Source organism: Erysipelotrichaceae bacterium 66202529, assembly GCA_017161075.1.
Classification (GTDB): Bacteria; Bacillota_I; Bacilli_A; order Erysipelotrichales; family Erysipelotrichaceae; genus Clostridium_AQ.
On record CP046174.1, the window covers coordinates 4,155,608 to 4,173,361 of the forward strand.

The window sequence follows — 17,754 nt, forward strand, 5'->3', positions numbered from 1 at the left end:
AAATTTACTAGAAAGAAGGTGAAAAAATGGAAAAGCGAAATGAAATTACGTTTTGTGTGAAAGCGAAGTATGCGCTCTTCTCCGATCCCTTGAACCGTGTTTCAGGAGAAAAATTCTCATATCAGATTCCCACATATGAGGCATTAAAAGGGGTTGTGAAAAGCATCTACTTTAAACCTACAATCAGCTGGTATATTGATGAGGTACGTATTATGAATCCTATTCAGTTTACAACACAGGGCATCCGTCCGATTGATTATCATGGTGGTAATACACTCTCATACTATACCTATCTCACTGATGTTTCATATCAGGTCAAAGCACATTTTGAGTGGAATCTTCATCATGACGAATTGGAACAGGATCGTAATGAAAACAAGCATTGGTTGATTGCAAAGCGTATGGTAAAGCGTGGCGGTCGAAGGGATGTCTTTCTCGGAACCAGCGAATGTAAGGCGTATGTGGAGCCCTGTGAATTCGGTGAAGGAAAAAGCTTTTATGAAAATCAGGACATATTGCCATTCAGCACTATGGTTCATGGATTTATTTATCCAGATGAATGGGTTTACGAAGAAGAAAAGGATAAACTGATTGCTACTTTCTGGAATCCTGTAATGAGGAATGGTGTTATTACCTTCATTCGTCCGGAGCAATGTGAAATCAGACGAGTAGTTGGAAACGGTGGCATTAAAAGATTTGTGAAGGATGTCAATTTTAAACCTATTGACAATGAAGAGGAAGGAGGTGCAACTCTTGAGCTGGGCTAGTAAATTACTGGAAACCTATGATAAATGCCAATCTAAAGTGGGTGTGCAAAGCGAAGACGGTATGCTTTTACCTTTAAGCCACTTGACAACAAAAGCACAGATAGAAGTAATATTAAGTGATGAGGGTCATTTCATTCATGCTGTGGAAATCCCTAATGAAGATGCAATTACTGTCATCCCTGTAACAGAAGATTCTGCAAGCAGATCCAGTGGTATCACCGCTCATCCTCTGCATGATAAACTCATCTATATTGCAAAGGATTATACAAGGTATACAGACAAGGATAACGAAGCACAATTTGCAGCGCATCAGGGACTTTTAAAGACCTGGGTAGATTCTCCTTTTACACATTCAAGCATTACTGCAATTTATAAATATCTTGAACAAGGAACACTCATTTCTGATTTGATTGCCTGCAATATTCTAAAACTGGATGGTGAATTACTGGATAAAAAATATAAAATTCAAAAAACAATCAACCAGGCTGATGCTTTTATCAGATTTAAAATCAAAGGTAATCAACAGCAGATTATAGAACCCTGGTTTGATAAGACGTTGTTTGATGCTTACCACAAGTTTTATACAAGTCTCCATACCGAGCGGGATCTCTGCTATATAACAGGGAAAATGATGTACTGTACGGATAAACATCCTGCGAAGCTACGTCAGGGTAAGGATAAAGCAAAGCTCATTTCTATGAATGATTCTAATGGATTTACATATCGCGGACGATTCGTTTCAAAAAAAGAAGCAATTTCAGTTGGATATGAAACATCACAGAAAATCCACAACGCTTTGCGATGGTTGATACAAAAACAAGCTTATAAATACGACGGTCAGACCATATTGACATGGAATGCACATTGTGATGACATTATGAGCGCATTAACCTCACAATCCTGCTTACTGCCGACTTTAACTGAAACAGTTGACACAGAAGAAAATTATGCACAACGTGTGAATAAAGCTATTGCTGGTTATGAACAGGAAATCACTGACCATAACGACAATATTGTAATCATGGCGATGGACGCTGCTACAATTGGAAGATTTTCTATCACCTATTATCATGAAATAGATGCTTCCACCTACTATAAAAATCTGCAGAATTGGTTTGCTTACTGCAGTTGGCCGCAATATACAAAAGCAGAATACATGGGATGTGTAGGAACTCCAATTCCTAAGGAAATCATATCTTGTGCATACGGAACTCTACGAGGTGTATTCTTTGAAGCAGATGATAAAATGATGACCTTACAGATGGGGCGCTTATTACCTTGTATTTCTGAAGGGAAGCCTGTACCTGCCGATTTTGTAGAAAGACTTAACAGCCAAGTAAAGACTATGTCTACCAATACTAAATATAACTGGAATAAATGTATTGGCATATTATGTGCAGTATTTAAAAAGTACTGCCATGATCAAAAAGGAGAGGATTGGAGCGTGAATATGATGGAAAATAAAAAACTCGCAAAATCGAATATTCCTTATTTATTAGGAAGAATTCTGGCAATATATGATGGAATCGAACAATATGCATTAAATATTCAAAAAGAAGATCGACCGACAAATGCAATGCGTTTATATGTACCATTCCAAGAACATCCGTTTTTGACACTTTCAACGCTGGATAAAAAAATAAGACCTTATGTTGAAAAACTAGGTAAAAGATGTGAGTATCTTCTTACTATGAAACAGGACTTAATGGAAGAATTATTAGCGGAGATAGATGATAAAAATTTCCAGCGTCTACAAAATCTTGATGCATATTTTGTATTAGGTTTTGATTGTCAGCGAAATGAAATCAAACGAATCAATACTGAAAGAAAAGAAAAAAACAAACAAAAGGAGGAATCTGAATCATGACAGCATTTACAAACAAAGTAGACTTTGCAGTAATTTTCACAGTAAATAAGGCAAATCCTAACGGCGATCCACTTTCTGGAAATCAGCCTAGAATTGACTATAAGGGGTATGGTGAAGTATCCGATGTATGTATTAAAAGAAAAATAAGAAACCGTCTGCAGGATATGGGTGAAAATATTTTCGTTCAATCTGATGAAAGAAGCAATGACGGATTCAGGAGTCTCAGTGAGAGAGCAAGCAATAATAAAGATTTAAAGGCTGCCGCAAAGGATCGCGAGGCTTATGCCTCTGCAGCTTGCAAGGAATGGGCCGATGTCAGAGCATTCGGGCAAGTATTCGCATTTAAAACAAACAGTGTTTCTGTTGGTGTAAGAGGGCCGGTATCCATCAGAACCGCTGAAAGCATCAATCCTGTGGTAACTACAGACATGAAGATTACAAAGAGCGTAAACAGTGAACCATCTGAAAAACGTTCTTCTGATACCATGGGGATGAAGCACCGTGTTGATTTCGGTTTATATGTATGTAAAGGAAGCATCAATCATCAGCTGGCAGAAAAAACAGGCTTCAGTGAAGAGGATGCGGAGAAGATTAAAGAGGCTCTATGCTCTTTATTCATGAATGATGCCTCCAGTGCAAGACCGGAGGGTAGTATGGAGGTTTGCAAAGTTTATTGGTGGAAGCATAATTGTCTAACAGGACAGTACAGTTCAGCTAAAGTGCATAATTCCTTAAAGATTGAGGTAAAGGAAGATGTAGATACTCCTACCTGTATTGAGGATATTAATATTACATTAACACCTTTAGAAGGTTTAGAACCAGAAATATATGACGGAATATGAGGAAGATGATTTCCTTATGCTGTCTGGTATTCAGCACTTTGCATTCTGTCGGCGCCAATGGGCTTTAATACATATCGAACAGCAATGGGCAGAAAATTATCGAACAATCGACGGTCAAATTTTTCATGAGAATGCGCATAATGATACATTCTCTGAAAGCAGAAATGGTATTCTAATACGAAGAGGTCTTTCTGTTTTTTCAAGAACTCTGGGAATTAGTGGAATATGTGATGTTGTTGAATTTCATCCATCAGAAGAAGGAATATCTATCCCCTATGATTGCAAGCGCTATTTACCAATACCTATTGAGTATAAGAGAGGAGAACCCAAGCAATATCAGGCAGATGATTTGCAGCTTTGTGCACAGGCAATGTGTCTGGAAGAAATGCTTTTATGCAATATTGATAAAGGATATCTGTATTATGGGGAGACGCGGCGAAGAACTGAAGTTGTGTTTTCTCCGGATATGCGGGAAACAGTAAAAGCATATTGTGAAGAAATGCACCATTTGTACGCAAAGCAGTATACACCTAAGGTAAAAATAAGTAAAAAATGCAATGCCTGTTCATTAAAAGATATCTGTCTACCAAAGCTAAATCAAAATTCTTCTGTAGATGCTTATTTCAATAAATATCTAGGAGATAAAAATACATGAAAAAACTTTTAAATACGCTTTACATAACAACACCAAAATCATATTTATCATTAGATGGAGAAAATGTTGTTATTACAAAAGAGGATAAGACAGTTAAACGCGTTCCTTTACATAATATTGAAGGCATTGTTGGATTTGGGTTTACCGGAGCAAGTCCCTCGCTTATGGGAAAATGTGCAGATATGGGGATATCATTAACCTTTATGACGATGAATGGCAGGTTTCTAGCAAGAGTAATAGGTGAAGACCGTGGCAATGTTTTATTAAGAAAAGAGCAATTCCGTATTTCTGAATCCATTGATAAACGTCTTTCTTATGCAAAAAATATGATAACTGCAAAGTTAATTAATTCGAGAAGCATTATCGTGCGAGCCAAAAGAGATTATGCATTAAGAATGAATGTGGATAAATTAGAGGAAGCTTCTGCAAAATTAAAATCTTCTGCTTATGAAGTAAGAAGTGCAGATTCTGCAGAAACATTAAGAGGAATTGAAGGTAATGCAGCAAATTGTTATTTTCATATATTTGATGATTTAATTCTTCAACAAAAAGATGATTTCTATTTTCACGGAAGAAATAAAAGACCTCCACTAGATAATGTTAATGCTCTTTTATCCTTCACATATACTCTATTGGTAAAAGATGTTACATCAGCTCTTGAAGCAGTAGGACTTGATCCGTATATTGGCTTTCTTCATACAGATCTTCCTGGCCGGACATCTTTGGCATTAGATATCATGGAAGAGCTTCGTTCTATTCTAGCAGATCGTTTTGTTTTATCGCTCATAAATATGAACATCGTAAACGCAGATGGCTTTACTAAAACAGATAGCGGTGCTGTTCATATGGACGATGATACTAGAAAAGCTGTGTTGTCAGCGTGGCAAAAGAAAAAGCAGGATATAATAAAACACCCTTTTCTTGATCAGAAAATCGAGTGGGGACTGGTACCGTACGTTCAAGCATTGCTTCTTGCTAGGACAATTCGCGGTGACCTGTTAGAATATCCTCCATTTTTGTGGAAGTAAAAGTAAATGCTTGTTATAATAACCTATGATGTCAATACGCAAAACAGTGCTGGAAGAAAGAGATTAAGAAAAGTTGCAAAAGAGTGTGTTAATTATGGTCAAAGAGTGCAGAATTCTGTTTTTGAATGTGTTATGGATCAGGCAAAGTGTAGAGAAGTTAAACATAAGCTTATCAGTTTGATTGATAAAGAACACGATAGTTTGAGATTTTACTACCTAGGAAATAATTATAAAAATAAAGTTGAGCACATCGGTATTAAACCCAGTTTCAATGTTGAAGAAGATGTATTGCTAATATAATTTCTTGGCGCGAACCCCAAGCTCACATGAAATCCCTGGGAGGTTCGCGCCTTAAAATTGATTTTTATTGCATTTTGTAACAGTTTCTTTATTTTCATAAGCATCTATAGTTATGAAAACAATAGATTTTATTACATATGTATTTAAATGCAACATTTTTCGCTGTCTGGCCTCTCACGAGGCTAGTGGATCTAAATCTCTTTTTCTTCATCGTTCAGATCCTGACCCTCCATGTCTGGCCTCTCACGAGGCTAGTGGATCTAAATTGCCTTACATGGGTAGTATACCACTTTTTAGCAAAGGTCTGGCCTCTCACGAGGCTAGTGGATCTAAATAGTAGTAATACATCAAAGGACTTCCCGGAGTCTGTCTGGCCTCTCACGAGGCTAGTGGATCTAAATGTTTAGAAATTTAGGGTAGTTATTGACATATTTTAGTCTGGCCTCTCACGAGGCTAGTGGATCTAAATAATTCATCTATCGATGAAACAATAGATAATGTCAAGTCTGGCCTCTCAGAGACATAAAAACACAGCACAATGCTGTGTTTTTAATATTACTTATTCTTCATGTGCGGGAACAACAACACTTCCCTTATCGTCTGTGAATTTGTCAATAGCATCACCAGTCGATCAATTCCCAAACCAACACCACCGGTTGGCGGCAAACCATACTCCAATGCCTCCACATAATCCGTATCCATCTCATTTGCCTCATCATCCCCCAGATCACGAAGCTTCAACTGATTCTCAAAACGCTCCCTTTGATCAATCGGATCATTCAGCTCAGAGAATGCATTCGCATACTCATGCCCATCAATAAACAGCTCATAGCGATCCGCAAATCTAGGATCCTGCGCATTCTTCTTCGCAAGCGGACTGATTTCAACCGGATGCCCATAAACATAAGTAGGCTGTATCAAAGTTTCCTCAACATACTTCTCAAAAAACAAATTGATAATGTGCCCGACGCTGTTATGCTTTTTCTCAACCTCGATATCATGCTCCTTCGCAATCGCACACGCTTCCTCAAAGCTCATCTGCTGCCAGAAATCAACACCACATGCTTCCTTGATTCCATCCACCATATGTAATCTCTTAAATGGAGCCTTCAAGGAAATCGTCTTATCCTGCCATGCAATCTCCGTAGTTCCGCACACCTTTTCCGCAACATGATTCAACAGACCTTCCACCAGATCCATCATCCCGTTCAGATCAGAATATGCCACATAAGCCTCCACTGTCGTAAACTCCGGATTATGCGTAGCATCCATCCCCTCATTACGGAACAATCTGCCGATTTCATAAACTCCCTCAAGACCTCCGACAATCAGTCTCTTTAAAGGCAGCTCTGTTGCGATTCGCAGATAAAACGGCATATCCAGTGTATTGTGATGCGTAATAAACGGTCTTGCACTAGCACCGCCCAAAATAGGCTGCAGCACCGGTGTCTCCACCTCAACCAAGCCTTCTCCATCCAGATAATTCTGAATTGCACGGATGATTCTCGGTCTTGTCAGAGCGATACGCTTGCTGTTTTCATTTGTAATCAAATCCACATAACGGCGGCGGAAACGCTCCTCCACATCCTGTAACCCATGATATTTCTCAGGCAGCGGGCGCAGTGCCTTCGTCAAATGCGTATACACCTCAGCCTTTACCGAAAGCTCACCATGATTTGTCTTCATGACCTTTCCTTCGATTCCAACGATATCTCCAAGATCCGACTTCTTGAAAATCTCGTAGGCCTCCTCACCGATTACATCCTTGCGGACATATATCTGAATCTGACCGTCAATATCCTGAATATGCATGAACCCGGCCTTTCCCTGCCGTCTTTTTGTCATGATTCGTCCTGCAATTTTTACAGTTAAATCCTTTTCCTCCAGCTCTTCCTTCGTGCAATTCTCATACGCTGCACGGATTTCTCCGGATTTGTGTGTTCTCTGATATGCATGTCCAAACGGGTCAACACCCATGGCACGCAGATCCTCCATTTTCTGTCGACGGATAACTTCCTGTTCAGTTAACTTTTCCATAATCTGCTCCTTTGCTGTTTCATATAAAAAGCTCTCTTCCAACATAGGGACGAGAGCTTCATCGTGGTACCACCCTAATTCGCCGGCAGGTTTCCCCGCGCAGCCTTAGTGACTGTGTTTCAAGTCTCTTCGTAACGTGAAGGATACGTCCTAATCGGATAGCTCCAAGTCTTTATTTCCTGCAGGCTTCACTGCTGCACTCTCACCAAACGTGCATACTCTCTAAAAGCTTCCCCAACAGTACTCTCTTATCACAGCCATATTTACGATTATGATTATATAGACAAACCAGGGCTTTGTCAATCGAAAACTCCTTAAAACCCCCAATAAAACAAGGCCCTTTGTGATACCTTGCCGCCATTACAGGTTTATGAAGCCCATGGAAATAAACAAGCCTCTTAAAAGGATAAACAATGTATACAAATTCTCCTGTTATTACCCATCCACCATCATATGTAACAATACATTTCTTAACGGTTACCGCCATTAAAGCGCTTTATCATCCACCTGATCCAGATACTCCTTCACAGCCTTCATAACTTCCTTCAGACAACCATCCGCAAACGGTACCTTCAGATTCGCCGCCTTCACAATCTGGGTGAAGGTCTTTGTTCCCCCGATCTGGCAAATACGATAATAATCCTCAAATGCACTCTCGTCCTTTTGATACAAACGATACCAGAACTGCAATGCGCAAACCTGTGCCAGCGTATAATCAATATAATAGAACGGTGTCATAAAAATATGGCTCTGGCGGAACCACCATCCCCCGTTTTCCAGAAATTCACAGTCCGTGTAATCCTTATGCGGCAGATACTGCTTTTCCAATCTTCTCCAGGTCTGTCGCCGTTCCACCGGTGTCATTTCCGGATGCTCATACACCTCATGCTGGAAATGATCCACCAGAACTCCGTAAGGAATGAACTTGGCAGCACCGCCCAGATGCAGGAACCGATACTTATCCGCATCCCCTTCAAAGAAGGCTTCCATCCAAGGCCATGTGAAGAACTCCATGCTCATGGAATGAATTTCACAGCTCTCATAGGTTGGCCAAATGCACTCCACCGGACGGATTCCCATAGACGTAAACACCTGAAACGCATGTCCGGCTTCATGTGTAAGAACCTCTGCATCATGGCTTGTCCCATTAAAATTGCTGAAAATAAATGGAGATTGATCCTCCGCAAACACAGTGCAATAGCCTCCGCCTGCCTTTCCCTTTTTACTGTCAAGATCCAGCAGGTCATGCTCCACCATAAAATCAAAGAACCTTCCACAGCGCTCATCCAGCTCATGATACATTGTATTTGCCCGTGCAATCATTTCCTGTGTACCATATTTCGGTGTTGGATTGCCGCTCGCAAACTCATATTTTTCATCGTAAACATGCAGCTTGTCATAGCCCAGACGCTCCCGCTGCCGTTCATATAACGCATTGCATAATGGCACGACATCCTCCAGAACCTGCCTGCGGTAATTCGCCACATCCTCCTGATTATAATCGAAACGGCACTGCAGCATATAAGCAAGCTCTACATAATTCTTATAGCCCAGCTTTTTCGCCATGCAATCGCGTACCTTTACCATGCGGTCATATATATCATCAATCTCATCCTGATGTGACTGCATCCATCCCCAGTATGCCTGCGTAGCACGTTTACGGATATCACGATCAGCGCCCTCCATCTTTACACCCAGCTCTGATAAGGTATAGACATCCCCATCAAAGGGAATCTGCGCACTGGCGATCAGCTTCTGATAGCTGCTCTGTAAACGATTTTCCTCCTGCAAATCTTCAATAATTTCATCACGAAAGCTCTTTTGTGCAAACTCCGCAAGCAGAAAGTAGGTTTCTGGTACATCCTTCTTCAACTCCTCCACAAATGGAGAAGCCAGCACTTCCCTGTCAAATGCCGTTGTCAGAGATTTCATCTTTGGCATTGCCTCATCCCAGTAATCATTTTCTGCCTGATAAAAGGCATCATTCGTATTGATCGTATAGCGGACATAACAAATATTATACATTGTATCCAGATGCTCAAATGCCCGTTTTCCCTCATCGAAGGCCTCCTTAAAGCTTTTGTAATCCTTTGCCTCCTTCAACCTTTTACCAGCCTTGTCCATCGCTTCTGCATACGCCTCATAGCTGTAACGCTCATATTTATAATCTTTAAATTTCATACAATCACCTCATTCATCATTATACCGAAATTCCTCCTGAAAAGATATCCATACAACAGAAAAACAGCGATTCCATGCCAGTAAGGAAGCAAATTGTAGCCTTTATCTAATAGAATGAAAAGCCTTTCTTACATTTACAGTATTCATACGCATATGTATGCATCCCTTCGCAGCATATAAAGCGGTATTGACCATTTGTATAAATCTGTAAAAGAAAGTATATGCGGATTTGATTCGTTACCTTATATATACATTTACAACAGGAATATGGAAGCAGTTATCACCTTAATTATTGTTCATGAAATGCCTGCTGCACAGGTTTAAAAAACCTTAAAAAGAAAAACCGTTGAACGGATGCTTGTTTCAGAAACGGCTCTATCCTGCCATTTCATGAAACACCTCCAACTCAACGGTTTCCCTGCTTATACTGTTCCTGCATTCTTGCATATTCTTCTTCATATGCGGATAAAATGCCCTGCAGCTCCTCATAGGTTTCAATCTTTGTCAGCTGATCCTTGAGCTGATGGCTCTTTGGCAGCCCCTTTACATACCAGGCGGCATGTCCGCGCATTTCACGGATACCGACAAACTCACCCTTGAGATTACATAAACGCTTCGCATGAAGTCTTGCCATTGCGAATTTTTCCTCCAGAGTTACCTCCGGCATATGCTCTTTGGTATCCAGATAATGAACAATATCCTTAATCAGCCATGGATCGCCCAGAACGCCGCGGCCAATCATCACTGCATCACAACCGGTTTCCTCCAACATCCTCTGCGCGTCCTCACCGCTTCTCACATCTCCGTTCCCCATCACGGGAATGGAGACAGCTTCCTTGACCCTTCGAATATAAGACCAGTCTGCACTTCCCTCATACATTTGTTTTTTCGTACGTCCATGTACAGCAAGTGCCTGCACACCAATAGCCTCCAAACCTTTCGCAAGCTCTACACACGTAATCTGATCCATATCCCAGCCAATTCGCATTTTTACGGTAACCGGCTTTTTCACACTCTGAACAACCGCCTTGCTCATTTCCACTGCATGATCGACATCCTTCATCAGGGCACTTCCGGCAAAGGATTTCACGATTTTTGTGACAGGGCAGCCCATATTGATATCAATAATATCACAAGCTGTTTTTTCATCGAGAAATTTTGCGGCATATACCATCGTTTCAATATCATGTCCGAAAATCTGCATTGTCAACGGATGCTCCTGTTCCTCAACATCCGTCATTCCGACTGTTTTTTCATTATCATAATACAGCGCCTTATCCGAAACCATCTCCGTATAAATAAGCCCTGCGCCGAATTCCTTGCAGATTACGCGAAAGGCCGGATTGGAAATCCCGGCCATCGGTGCGATCACTACACGGTTGGGAATCACAATATCTCTGATTTTCCAGCTGTTATTTGGCATGTGTCTCTATAAACCTTTCCAGCTCCTGTAGCTCTTCTTCACTAAACTGATACTTTTCCCCGCAGAAATTGCAGGTAATTTCACAGCCGTGATCCTCTTCAATCATCTGTTGGCGGTCTTCCTTTGGAAGTGTTGTCAGAACACGCTTCATGGTTGCACGGTCACACTTACAGCGGAATTCAATATCCTGCCCCGTCAGGATTCTTACATCATCAAATAAATCACGCAGAATATCCTCCAGGCTTTCATATTCCTGAATCATGGTGGACATATGCTTCAGGTTCGCTACAATCTGTTCCACCTTCACAATATCCTCTTCCTCCGCATCCGGAAGCATCTGGATAATCATACCGCCTGCGGAAAGAATGGAATTATCCGTATCGACCAGAACACCGACACTTACTGCAGATGGTGTCTGTTCGCTTGCCGTAAAGTAGTAAGCAAAATCATCCCCGATCTCGCCACTCTGCAAAGCAACCGTACCGCTCCAGTTTTCCTTCATATTCATATCCTTTACAACTTCCAGATAACCGTCTTTTCCCACTGCAGCCCCGACCGCAAGCTTTCCGGTATCGTTGTATTGCAGCATGATATGCGGATCACTCACAAAGCCACGCACATGACCGTCACTGTAGGCATCCACCAGAATGGTTCCTATCGGCCCGCCGCCATTGATGCGAATCGTGATTTGTTCCTGTGCCGTTTTTAACATACTTCCCATCATAGAACCCACAGTAAGTACACGTCCTAGGGCCGCCGCACTTGTCGGCCATAAATCAAAGCGTTTTCTCGCTTCCTCCACCATACGGGTGGAAGAGCATATATAGATTCTCACATGCTCATTGCACGCAAGCGCCTTTACTAAATAATCTTTCATCATTGGTATCACTCCCTGCCTCACAGGCAAGTGTAGTATATCATAAAACCCGTACTATGAGAAGAAAATCGACTTTGTTATTAGCTGGATTTCCTTTCATCATCACACAGAAATAAGGGACATGGGTGCATCTGTAATATAAAGGATTATTTGTTATAGCTATATAGCATATCTATAAAATACATAAGCTGCACTTTTTCATTTAATATGATGAGAATACGATAAGCATAACCAATCATTATGAATAGCTGTCATGAATAAGCAATTATTTATTTGATATTGTTATTTGAGTGTGTTGGAATAAATATCCACCATATCTGTGGATTTTCTCATATTGAAAAACCACCATCAACTGGTGGTTAGCTCAGAGCCTGTAAAGACTCCCTTTCCTGTTCTGAAAGAGGTCATGTAAAAGGCTTACCTCTTTTCCCCTGCATTTTAGAATCCGTTGCTGCCTGCGGCCTTCGTTAATCGTACGGCTTGATTTCCACCGTCTTTTTATCAAAGTCAAGAAACGTCTGAAATGCATTGCGATTCTCATCCTCATCCCAGATTTCCACAAACCTCGGTGTTACCTCAATCAGTATCTCTGTATCCTCATGGCTGTAGGCATTATAGCTCTGCCATAGATATTTTTTATATAGAGTTTCAAATTTTCTTCCCGGCTCATCTACGACAAGCCCTTTATTAACAGCAATTCCCTCTACCTGTACACCGCCTGTGCAAAGTGCAACCTGCGGATTTTTGTATAGCTGCTGGGTTTTGCGAAAATTCTTATCTGTCTTAAAATAGATTTTCCCATCGTAAAACAGACAGCTTACATTACGTACCATGACGTAATCATTTACGCTGGAGCCAAGTGCCATAATCTTGGAATCCCCCAGCTTTTGAAACAATAAAGCTACTCCTTCTTCAAATGTCATTTTCATTTCCTCCTTACTGACCATTTGCGAACCGATGAATCATTGGACTTATTTTTTTATATACGGCGAAGGTAATCAGGCAGTTGATTCCGTATTTTATCAGATTAAACGGTACAATTCCCAGAATAACCATGGTGGTGACTGAATTCATCATCGGATTGACCTTAGAACAGGATAAAATAATTTGATCCATATTCATGTTATACAGGGCAACATAAAATGGAATTATCAAATACAGATTGGTCAGTACGGCAGTAAATGTACTGACCAATGTTCCTGCCGTCATTCCCAAAAGTGCCTCCTTCCGTGTCTTTTTGTGACGATAAAGCAAGGCGGCAGGCAGAATCAGCGCAACGCCAAGCAAAAAGCTCTGTAATTCCCCGGTAAACATGGAATTGGAGCCGGAAATCACCATCTGAACCATGACACGGATAAAGACAATCAAAACACCTGCCACCGGTCCAAGGGCGAAGGCTCCAATCAGCTCCGGTATGGCAGCCAGATCAAAGCTTAAAAACGGCGGCATAAACGGAATAGGAAAGCGAAACATCATCAGTATCGCTCCCAGTGCGCCCAGCATACCAATCAGGGCAAGCCGCTTTGCACTCATGTTGTTTTTCAAATCACATCTCCTCCATTTCAAAAAAACACCTGACTACGAAAAAACTCGTCTTCAGGTGTACGTTTACAGAAAATGTCTTTTCTCATCCGGACTTTACCGTCGGTGCCAGAATTTCGCTGGCTCAGCCGCTCATTACGCGGGTCATGGACTATCACCATCGGTAGGGAATTTCACCCTGCCACAAAGACTTGTTATTCAATTTTGAATGCAGGTCATGCGTCAACACAATCTGTATCTTTATTATAGCGCATAGATATACTCATGTAAATAGAAAGTATGAAGCCATCAATATTATCTGTTTGCAGTTTCCGTTTCTCTGCTGTTAAATATCCATACAAAAATGAATGATTTCCTGTAGCGATGTCTTATTCTGCAGCATGCCATATACCTCCTTTAGCTGCTCCACTACATGCAGCGGCTCATACAGATGCAGCAGGGCAGAAAGATCAGCATTTTCCTTTTCCACAGCATAGTGCATTGCCGCAGCTGCCGTAAGAATGATACAGCCTGTTTTCTGTTGATATTTCACAGCCAGACGCAGCGGCTCATACAGGCGCTCCTCCTGCTTCAGCTTCCGCTCAGCCTGTCGTGCATTACGATAAACGGTATCATAAATTTCCTTATTGCGAAACTTGTTCACTGCCCGCATTGTAAAGGCAAGCTGATCTTCCGCTTTAACGTGATATTCCCTGGCGATACAGTCACTGATAACAGGGACAGCAAGCTCTGTCAGTCTTTTGATTTGCGGATCATGTGCCGCTTCTCCATACACCTCATAGCCCAGATAAGCACCCAGATAGGAAACGATTGCACTCATGAAATTATACGTATAAATTTTCCTTTGAATCAAAGACGGAAAATCTGCCTCCAGCGGCATTCCCTGTATATGAATATCCATTCCCTCCACGCTGCCATCTATTGGCAGCTCGGCTACATCCTCACTGATCAAGAGCAGGCCTTCGGCATCCGGCTGCAAGGTCGTACAGAAAATCATTCCCTCCGCAATACTGGCAGGTATTTTTGCGTCCAGAAGCGGCTGCTTTACATGTACACCGTTTTCACAGCAGACAATACGCAGAGGTTTTTTTACCGCCTGCTGTGCTGCCTTGTTTAAGAAAGGTACAAGCTCTTTGATATTCCCTGCAAATACACTTGTAGTGACAAGATCAGCATTAGCAAGAATATTAACGATTTCATCCTCCGCGGTGGTATATGCATCATAGCCGCTGACTTCAACCGGCGGTTTTGCATCACCGAAGTATTGGACAGTATAGCTGCCTTTGTTTTTCAGCTTGTCAATGAGCTGCTCATTTTTGTCGATGAATGTAATGTGATAGGCATTCGCCTGCATAATAGGAGCGATAAAGCCACGCCCGGTCTGCCCTGCTCCGATAATTACTGCCTCTTTCATTTGTCTCCTCCATTCTATGCACACTATGTGCAATCATAACGCAAAGCTTACTAATTTTGAATTTCTGTTTACACCACTTTTTAATCAGGCATACTCTGAATGCCTTGCATAATACAGTTGGTGTGACAGGTGCTTATGGTAAAACAATGCATACCGTCTCTATGCCTGATAAAGGCATTACGCTCATCCCCTGTGTTCTTTTTACAAGTATGCTTTCCTTCTACGCTGCAGGTGATGAATACGACCTGTTATCCCTATATGCCCTTATATTCCCCTATGGAAAGCGGCCTGCCATGCAGACCGCCTCTTTTTATCCCTTGCTTTTACCTCCTGAAATTGGAATCGTTACGCCTGTGATATAGCTTGCATGATCAGATACCAGATAACAGATCAAATCAGCGACCTCATACAGATGCCCCGGTCTTCCTAAAGGAATGGAGGATTTGTAATTCTTGAAAAACTCCTCCGGCTTCGTATTCACATCCCAGCCACGGCCATATGCCTGTGCTCTGTATTTCTCATCGTTATTGGCAGGGGTGCGATCCAGAATATCCGGTGCCACACCAACTACACGGATATTATAAGGCCCCAGCTCCTTTGCCCAGGATATTGTAAAGGCATGAATGGCAGCCTTTGTCGCTGCATAACAGCTATGCCCTCTTGAACCCATTAAGCCTGCACAGGAGGAGAGGTTGATAATTACGCCCTCTTTTTTTCCATACAGAACACGCGTAACAGCCTGCGAAACAAGGAAGGTACCCTTCTGATTCACACCGACCATAAAATCAAAATCCTCTTCGCTTAATTCATACTGCGGTTCACTTCCATAATAATCCACCAGAATTCGCGGTCTGGTTACTCCGGCATCATTCACCAAAGCATCCACGGTTCCAAACTTCTGTACGACAGCATCCACGGCTGCCTCCACTTCTTTTTTATTCCGGATATCCAGCTTTATATACAGCTTTCGCTCATCTTCAACAAAATCCTTCGGTTCTGCCATATCAAATATTGCGACTCGTGCATTGCAATCCAGCAGATCCTTCACCATAGCATCGCCAATTCCCATAGCGCCGCCTGTGACGATTACTACCTTATCATGTAAATCGATCCATTGCTTATTATCCATAGTATAACCTCCTTATACGATACCGAAGAATGAAAGCACAACTGACAGTACCAGGATGGATACCAGAATGCGAACATACTTCGGGCCGCTCTTTTTAATATAGAAATAGATACCGAATACTACCAGTAAAGGAAGTACATTCGGGAAAATCTTATTCAGCACATCCTGCAGCAGCTGCTTTTCTCCTACTGCATTAGCCCAGGAGATCGGCGTGGAAAGCTTAACATACGTAGAAGATAACGCTCCCATCATAAACAGACCAAGTACACTGGCTGTTTTGATAAACTGATTCAGCTTGCCGGATTTCAGAATGGAAACTACTGATTTTCTACCCAGTGTATAGCCCTTTGTGACCAGCGTATATGCAAGAAATGTTATAGCAACTCCCCATATGAGCAGCGGGCCAATGCCTGCCAGCCAGTTTCCCTCAGCAGCCAGCGGTATGAACATGGATAGCAGCAACGGACGCAGCATACCGTGATTGATGGTATCACCGATTCCTGCCAACGGCCCCATCAGACCAACCTTCAGGTTACTGATCATATCTGCGGATGCTTCCAGCTCCTCACTTCCTGCCCCTTCTTTCAGCATAATCGCACGTTCTTCCTCGAGCGCACAGGTCATACCGAAGATTACAGAGCCCCAGGTTGCCTCAGAATTATAAAACATCAGATGCCGTTTTAATGCACGGATATATTCCTCCTCATCGTCCTTGTACAGCTTGGCAAGGATAGCATTCATACCATAGGAGAATGCCGGTGCGGTTAAACGCTCAAAGCCGGAATTTACCTCAGCTGTAAGATAATATTTTGCCCAGCCTCTGATTACCTCATTTTTTTTCAGATTTAGTTCACTCATATCAGAAATCTCCTTCGTCATCATCAACGACAACAGGTGCAGCCGTACCGGAGGTAAACTGCGATTGCAGAATAGCGATACAGATTGCGATGACTGCAATACCGATAGTGTTCATACCTGTGTAGGCATACATTGCAAAGCCCAGTATAAAGTATGGAATGAGCTCTTTTTTTCCAATTACCATAATTGTTACTGCAAAGCCAAGAGCCGGCAGCAGTCCGCCTGCCACACTTAAACCATTCATTGCCCAGGCAGGGATCGCATTTAAAAATGCAGATACCGCATCGGTACCAAACAACAGCGCCAGGGTTGTCGGCAGTACACGCAACGGTATAGAGCAGAAGAACGGATACCAGAATTCAGCTCGTCCCATTCCCTTCATATCTCCCTTTTCCGCAGCCTTATCGGCAAGATGTACGAAATAGGAATGATAGGTACGTTTCAGATTATCCAGTAAAACGCCAAGCAGGCCAACCGGTACGGCAATCGTTACAGCGATATCCGGTGCCAATCCGGCAGCCAGTGCAACCGGAATGGTGATACAGGAGGCCAGTGCCTCATCTGCGGGAAGCGTCCCTCCAGGTGCAATCGCACCAAGGTAAATCATCTGTAAAGATGCGCCAATTTTCATCGCATCTGACAGATTTCCCATAATAATACCGATAGGAACCGCCAGAACCAGTGGCTGACGGACAAGATGCAGGGTACCATACCAGAGTTTATTGGTTGCCAGCCAGTAAAGTACACCAAATACAAGGGCTAATCCTATGTTCATAAGTTTCTCCTTTTCTTTTTATTTAAAATTTTGGGAACGCTTTGTCTTCGTTCCTTTTG

Annotated in this window: 16 protein-coding genes, 1 CRISPR repeat array and 1 riboswitch; of the genes, 6 read left to right on the forward strand and 10 right to left on the reverse strand. The window is 42.1% G+C overall.

Features of this window, described 5'->3' with window-relative positions; genetic code table 11:
* Positions 1-26 precede the first annotated feature (26 nt).
* The 6 genes from cas5c to cas2 are packed head-to-tail and all read left to right on the forward strand — an operon-like array spanning position 27 to position 5,459.
* Positions 27-767 (forward strand): type I-C CRISPR-associated protein Cas5, encoded by a 741-nt coding sequence (gene cas5c, locus GKZ87_19620; protein ID QSI27547.1) that lies wholly within the window; start codon positions 27-29, stop codon positions 765-767.
* On the forward strand, positions 754-2,634 hold the full coding sequence (gene cas8c, locus GKZ87_19625; GenBank protein QSI27548.1) for a type I-C CRISPR-associated protein Cas8c/Csd1: 1,881 nt from the start codon (positions 754-756) through the stop codon (positions 2,632-2,634). The genes cas5c and cas8c overlap by 14 nt, the downstream gene beginning before the upstream one ends.
* On the forward strand, positions 2,631-3,476 hold the full coding sequence (gene cas7c / locus GKZ87_19630) for a type I-C CRISPR-associated protein Cas7/Csd2 (protein QSI27549.1): 846 nt from the start codon (positions 2,631-2,633) through the stop codon (positions 3,474-3,476). The genes cas8c and cas7c overlap by 4 nt, the downstream gene beginning before the upstream one ends.
* Positions 3,463-4,131, forward strand: a complete 669-nt coding sequence (cas4, locus tag GKZ87_19635) for a CRISPR-associated protein Cas4 (GenBank protein ID QSI27550.1) — start codon at positions 3,463-3,465, stop codon at positions 4,129-4,131. Before cas7c ends, cas4 begins: the two co-directional genes overlap by 14 nt.
* Positions 4,128-5,159 carry a type I-C CRISPR-associated endonuclease Cas1 gene (cas1c, locus tag GKZ87_19640; GenBank protein QSI27551.1) on the forward strand — a complete coding sequence of 344 codons (1,032 nt, stop codon included), beginning with the start codon at positions 4,128-4,130 and terminating at the stop codon, positions 5,157-5,159. The genes cas4 and cas1c overlap by 4 nt, the downstream gene beginning before the upstream one ends.
* 6 nt (positions 5,160-5,165) lie before the next feature.
* Complete coding sequence (gene cas2, locus GKZ87_19645) at positions 5,166-5,459, forward strand: CRISPR-associated endonuclease Cas2 (GenBank protein ID QSI27552.1); 294 nt, start codon at positions 5,166-5,168, stop codon at positions 5,457-5,459.
* Positions 5,460-5,623: 164 nt separating this feature from the next.
* Positions 5,624-5,996: a CRISPR direct-repeat array (repeat unit 33 nt; unit sequence GTCTGGCCTCTCACGAGGCTAGTGGATCTAAAT).
* A gap of 18 nt (positions 5,997-6,014) precedes the next feature.
* On the opposite strand, the gene lysS is transcribed toward cas2, so the two are convergent.
* From lysS to GKZ87_19695, 10 genes are all read right to left on the reverse strand, one after another.
* Positions 6,015-7,496: a lysine--tRNA ligase gene (lysS, locus tag GKZ87_19650; GenBank protein ID QSI27553.1), complete on the reverse strand. Its 1,482-nt coding sequence runs from the start codon at positions 7,494-7,496 to the stop codon at positions 6,015-6,017.
* A gap of 486 nt (positions 7,497-7,982) precedes the next feature.
* Positions 7,983-9,677, reverse strand: coding sequence for a M3 family oligoendopeptidase (locus GKZ87_19655; protein QSI27554.1), 1,695 nt, complete (start codon positions 9,675-9,677; stop codon positions 7,983-7,985).
* A 406-nt stretch (positions 9,678-10,083) separates the two neighbouring features.
* The gene (gene dusB / locus GKZ87_19660) at positions 10,084-11,100 is read right to left on the reverse strand and encodes a tRNA dihydrouridine synthase DusB (GenBank protein QSI27555.1); all 1,017 of its coding nucleotides are present in this window, start codon (positions 11,098-11,100) and stop codon (positions 10,084-10,086) included.
* Positions 11,090-11,980, reverse strand: a complete 891-nt coding sequence (locus tag GKZ87_19665) for an Hsp33 family molecular chaperone HslO (GenBank protein QSI27556.1) — start codon at positions 11,978-11,980, stop codon at positions 11,090-11,092. The genes dusB and GKZ87_19665 overlap by 11 nt, the downstream gene beginning before the upstream one ends.
* 464 nt (positions 11,981-12,444) lie before the next feature.
* Positions 12,445-12,900 carry a pyridoxamine 5'-phosphate oxidase family protein gene (locus GKZ87_19670; GenBank protein ID QSI27557.1) on the reverse strand — a complete coding sequence of 152 codons (456 nt, stop codon included), beginning with the start codon at positions 12,898-12,900 and terminating at the stop codon, positions 12,445-12,447.
* Positions 12,901-12,913: 13 nt separating this feature from the next.
* A complete protein-coding gene (locus GKZ87_19675) occupies positions 12,914-13,522 on the reverse strand; it encodes an ECF transporter S component (protein QSI27558.1) in 609 nt (202 codons plus the stop codon).
* A gap of 70 nt (positions 13,523-13,592) precedes the next feature.
* Positions 13,593-13,714, reverse strand: a riboswitch (FMN riboswitch).
* Between the two features lie 130 nt (positions 13,715-13,844).
* The gene (locus GKZ87_19680) at positions 13,845-14,933 is read right to left on the reverse strand and encodes a mannitol dehydrogenase (GenBank protein QSI27559.1); all 1,089 of its coding nucleotides are present in this window, start codon (positions 14,931-14,933) and stop codon (positions 13,845-13,847) included.
* 310 nt (positions 14,934-15,243) lie between these two features.
* On the reverse strand, positions 15,244-16,062 hold the full coding sequence (locus tag GKZ87_19685; protein ID QSI27560.1) for an SDR family NAD(P)-dependent oxidoreductase: 819 nt from the start codon (positions 16,060-16,062) through the stop codon (positions 15,244-15,246).
* 12 nt (positions 16,063-16,074) lie between these two features.
* Positions 16,075-16,920, reverse strand: a complete 846-nt coding sequence (locus tag GKZ87_19690; GenBank protein ID QSI27561.1) for a PTS system mannose/fructose/sorbose family transporter subunit IID — start codon at positions 16,918-16,920, stop codon at positions 16,075-16,077.
* Between the two features lies 1 nt (position 16,921).
* Positions 16,922-17,695 (reverse strand): PTS sugar transporter subunit IIC, encoded by a 774-nt coding sequence (locus tag GKZ87_19695; GenBank protein QSI27562.1) that lies wholly within the window; start codon positions 17,693-17,695, stop codon positions 16,922-16,924.
* Between the last annotated feature and the right edge of the window lie 59 nt (positions 17,696-17,754).

Bases quoted from the DNA above. Each gene is read 5' to 3' on its own strand.
- cas5c (QSI27547.1), top strand. From the start codon at position 27: ATGGAAAAGCGAAATGAAATTACGTTTTGTGTGAAAGCGAAGTATGCG.
- cas7c (QSI27549.1), top strand. From the start codon at position 2,631: ATGACAGCATTTACAAACAAAGTAGACTTTGCAGTAATTTTCACAGTA.
- cas4 (QSI27550.1), top strand. From the start codon at position 3,463: ATGACGGAATATGAGGAAGATGATTTCCTTATGCTGTCTGGTATTCAG.
- cas1c (QSI27551.1), top strand. From the start codon at position 4,128: ATGAAAAAACTTTTAAATACGCTTTACATAACAACACCAAAATCATAT.
- cas2 (QSI27552.1), top strand. From the start codon at position 5,166: ATGCTTGTTATAATAACCTATGATGTCAATACGCAAAACAGTGCTGGA.
- lysS (QSI27553.1), bottom strand. From the start codon at position 7,496: ATGGAAAAGTTAACTGAACAGGAAGTTATCCGTCGACAGAAAATGGAG.
- GKZ87_19655 (QSI27554.1), bottom strand. From the start codon at position 9,677: ATGAAATTTAAAGATTATAAATATGAGCGTTACAGCTATGAGGCGTAT.
- dusB (QSI27555.1), bottom strand. From the start codon at position 11,100: ATGCCAAATAACAGCTGGAAAATCAGAGATATTGTGATTCCCAACCGT.
- GKZ87_19665 (QSI27556.1), bottom strand. From the start codon at position 11,980: ATGATGAAAGATTATTTAGTAAAGGCGCTTGCGTGCAATGAGCATGTG.
- GKZ87_19670 (QSI27557.1), bottom strand. From the start codon at position 12,900: ATGACATTTGAAGAAGGAGTAGCTTTATTGTTTCAAAAGCTGGGGGAT.
- GKZ87_19680 (QSI27559.1), bottom strand. From the start codon at position 14,933: ATGAAAGAGGCAGTAATTATCGGAGCAGGGCAGACCGGGCGTGGCTTT.
- GKZ87_19685 (QSI27560.1), bottom strand. From the start codon at position 16,062: ATGGATAATAAGCAATGGATCGATTTACATGATAAGGTAGTAATCGTC.
- GKZ87_19690 (QSI27561.1), bottom strand. From the start codon at position 16,920: ATGAGTGAACTAAATCTGAAAAAAAATGAGGTAATCAGAGGCTGGGCA.
- GKZ87_19695 (QSI27562.1), bottom strand. From the start codon at position 17,695: ATGAACATAGGATTAGCCCTTGTATTTGGTGTACTTTACTGGCTGGCA.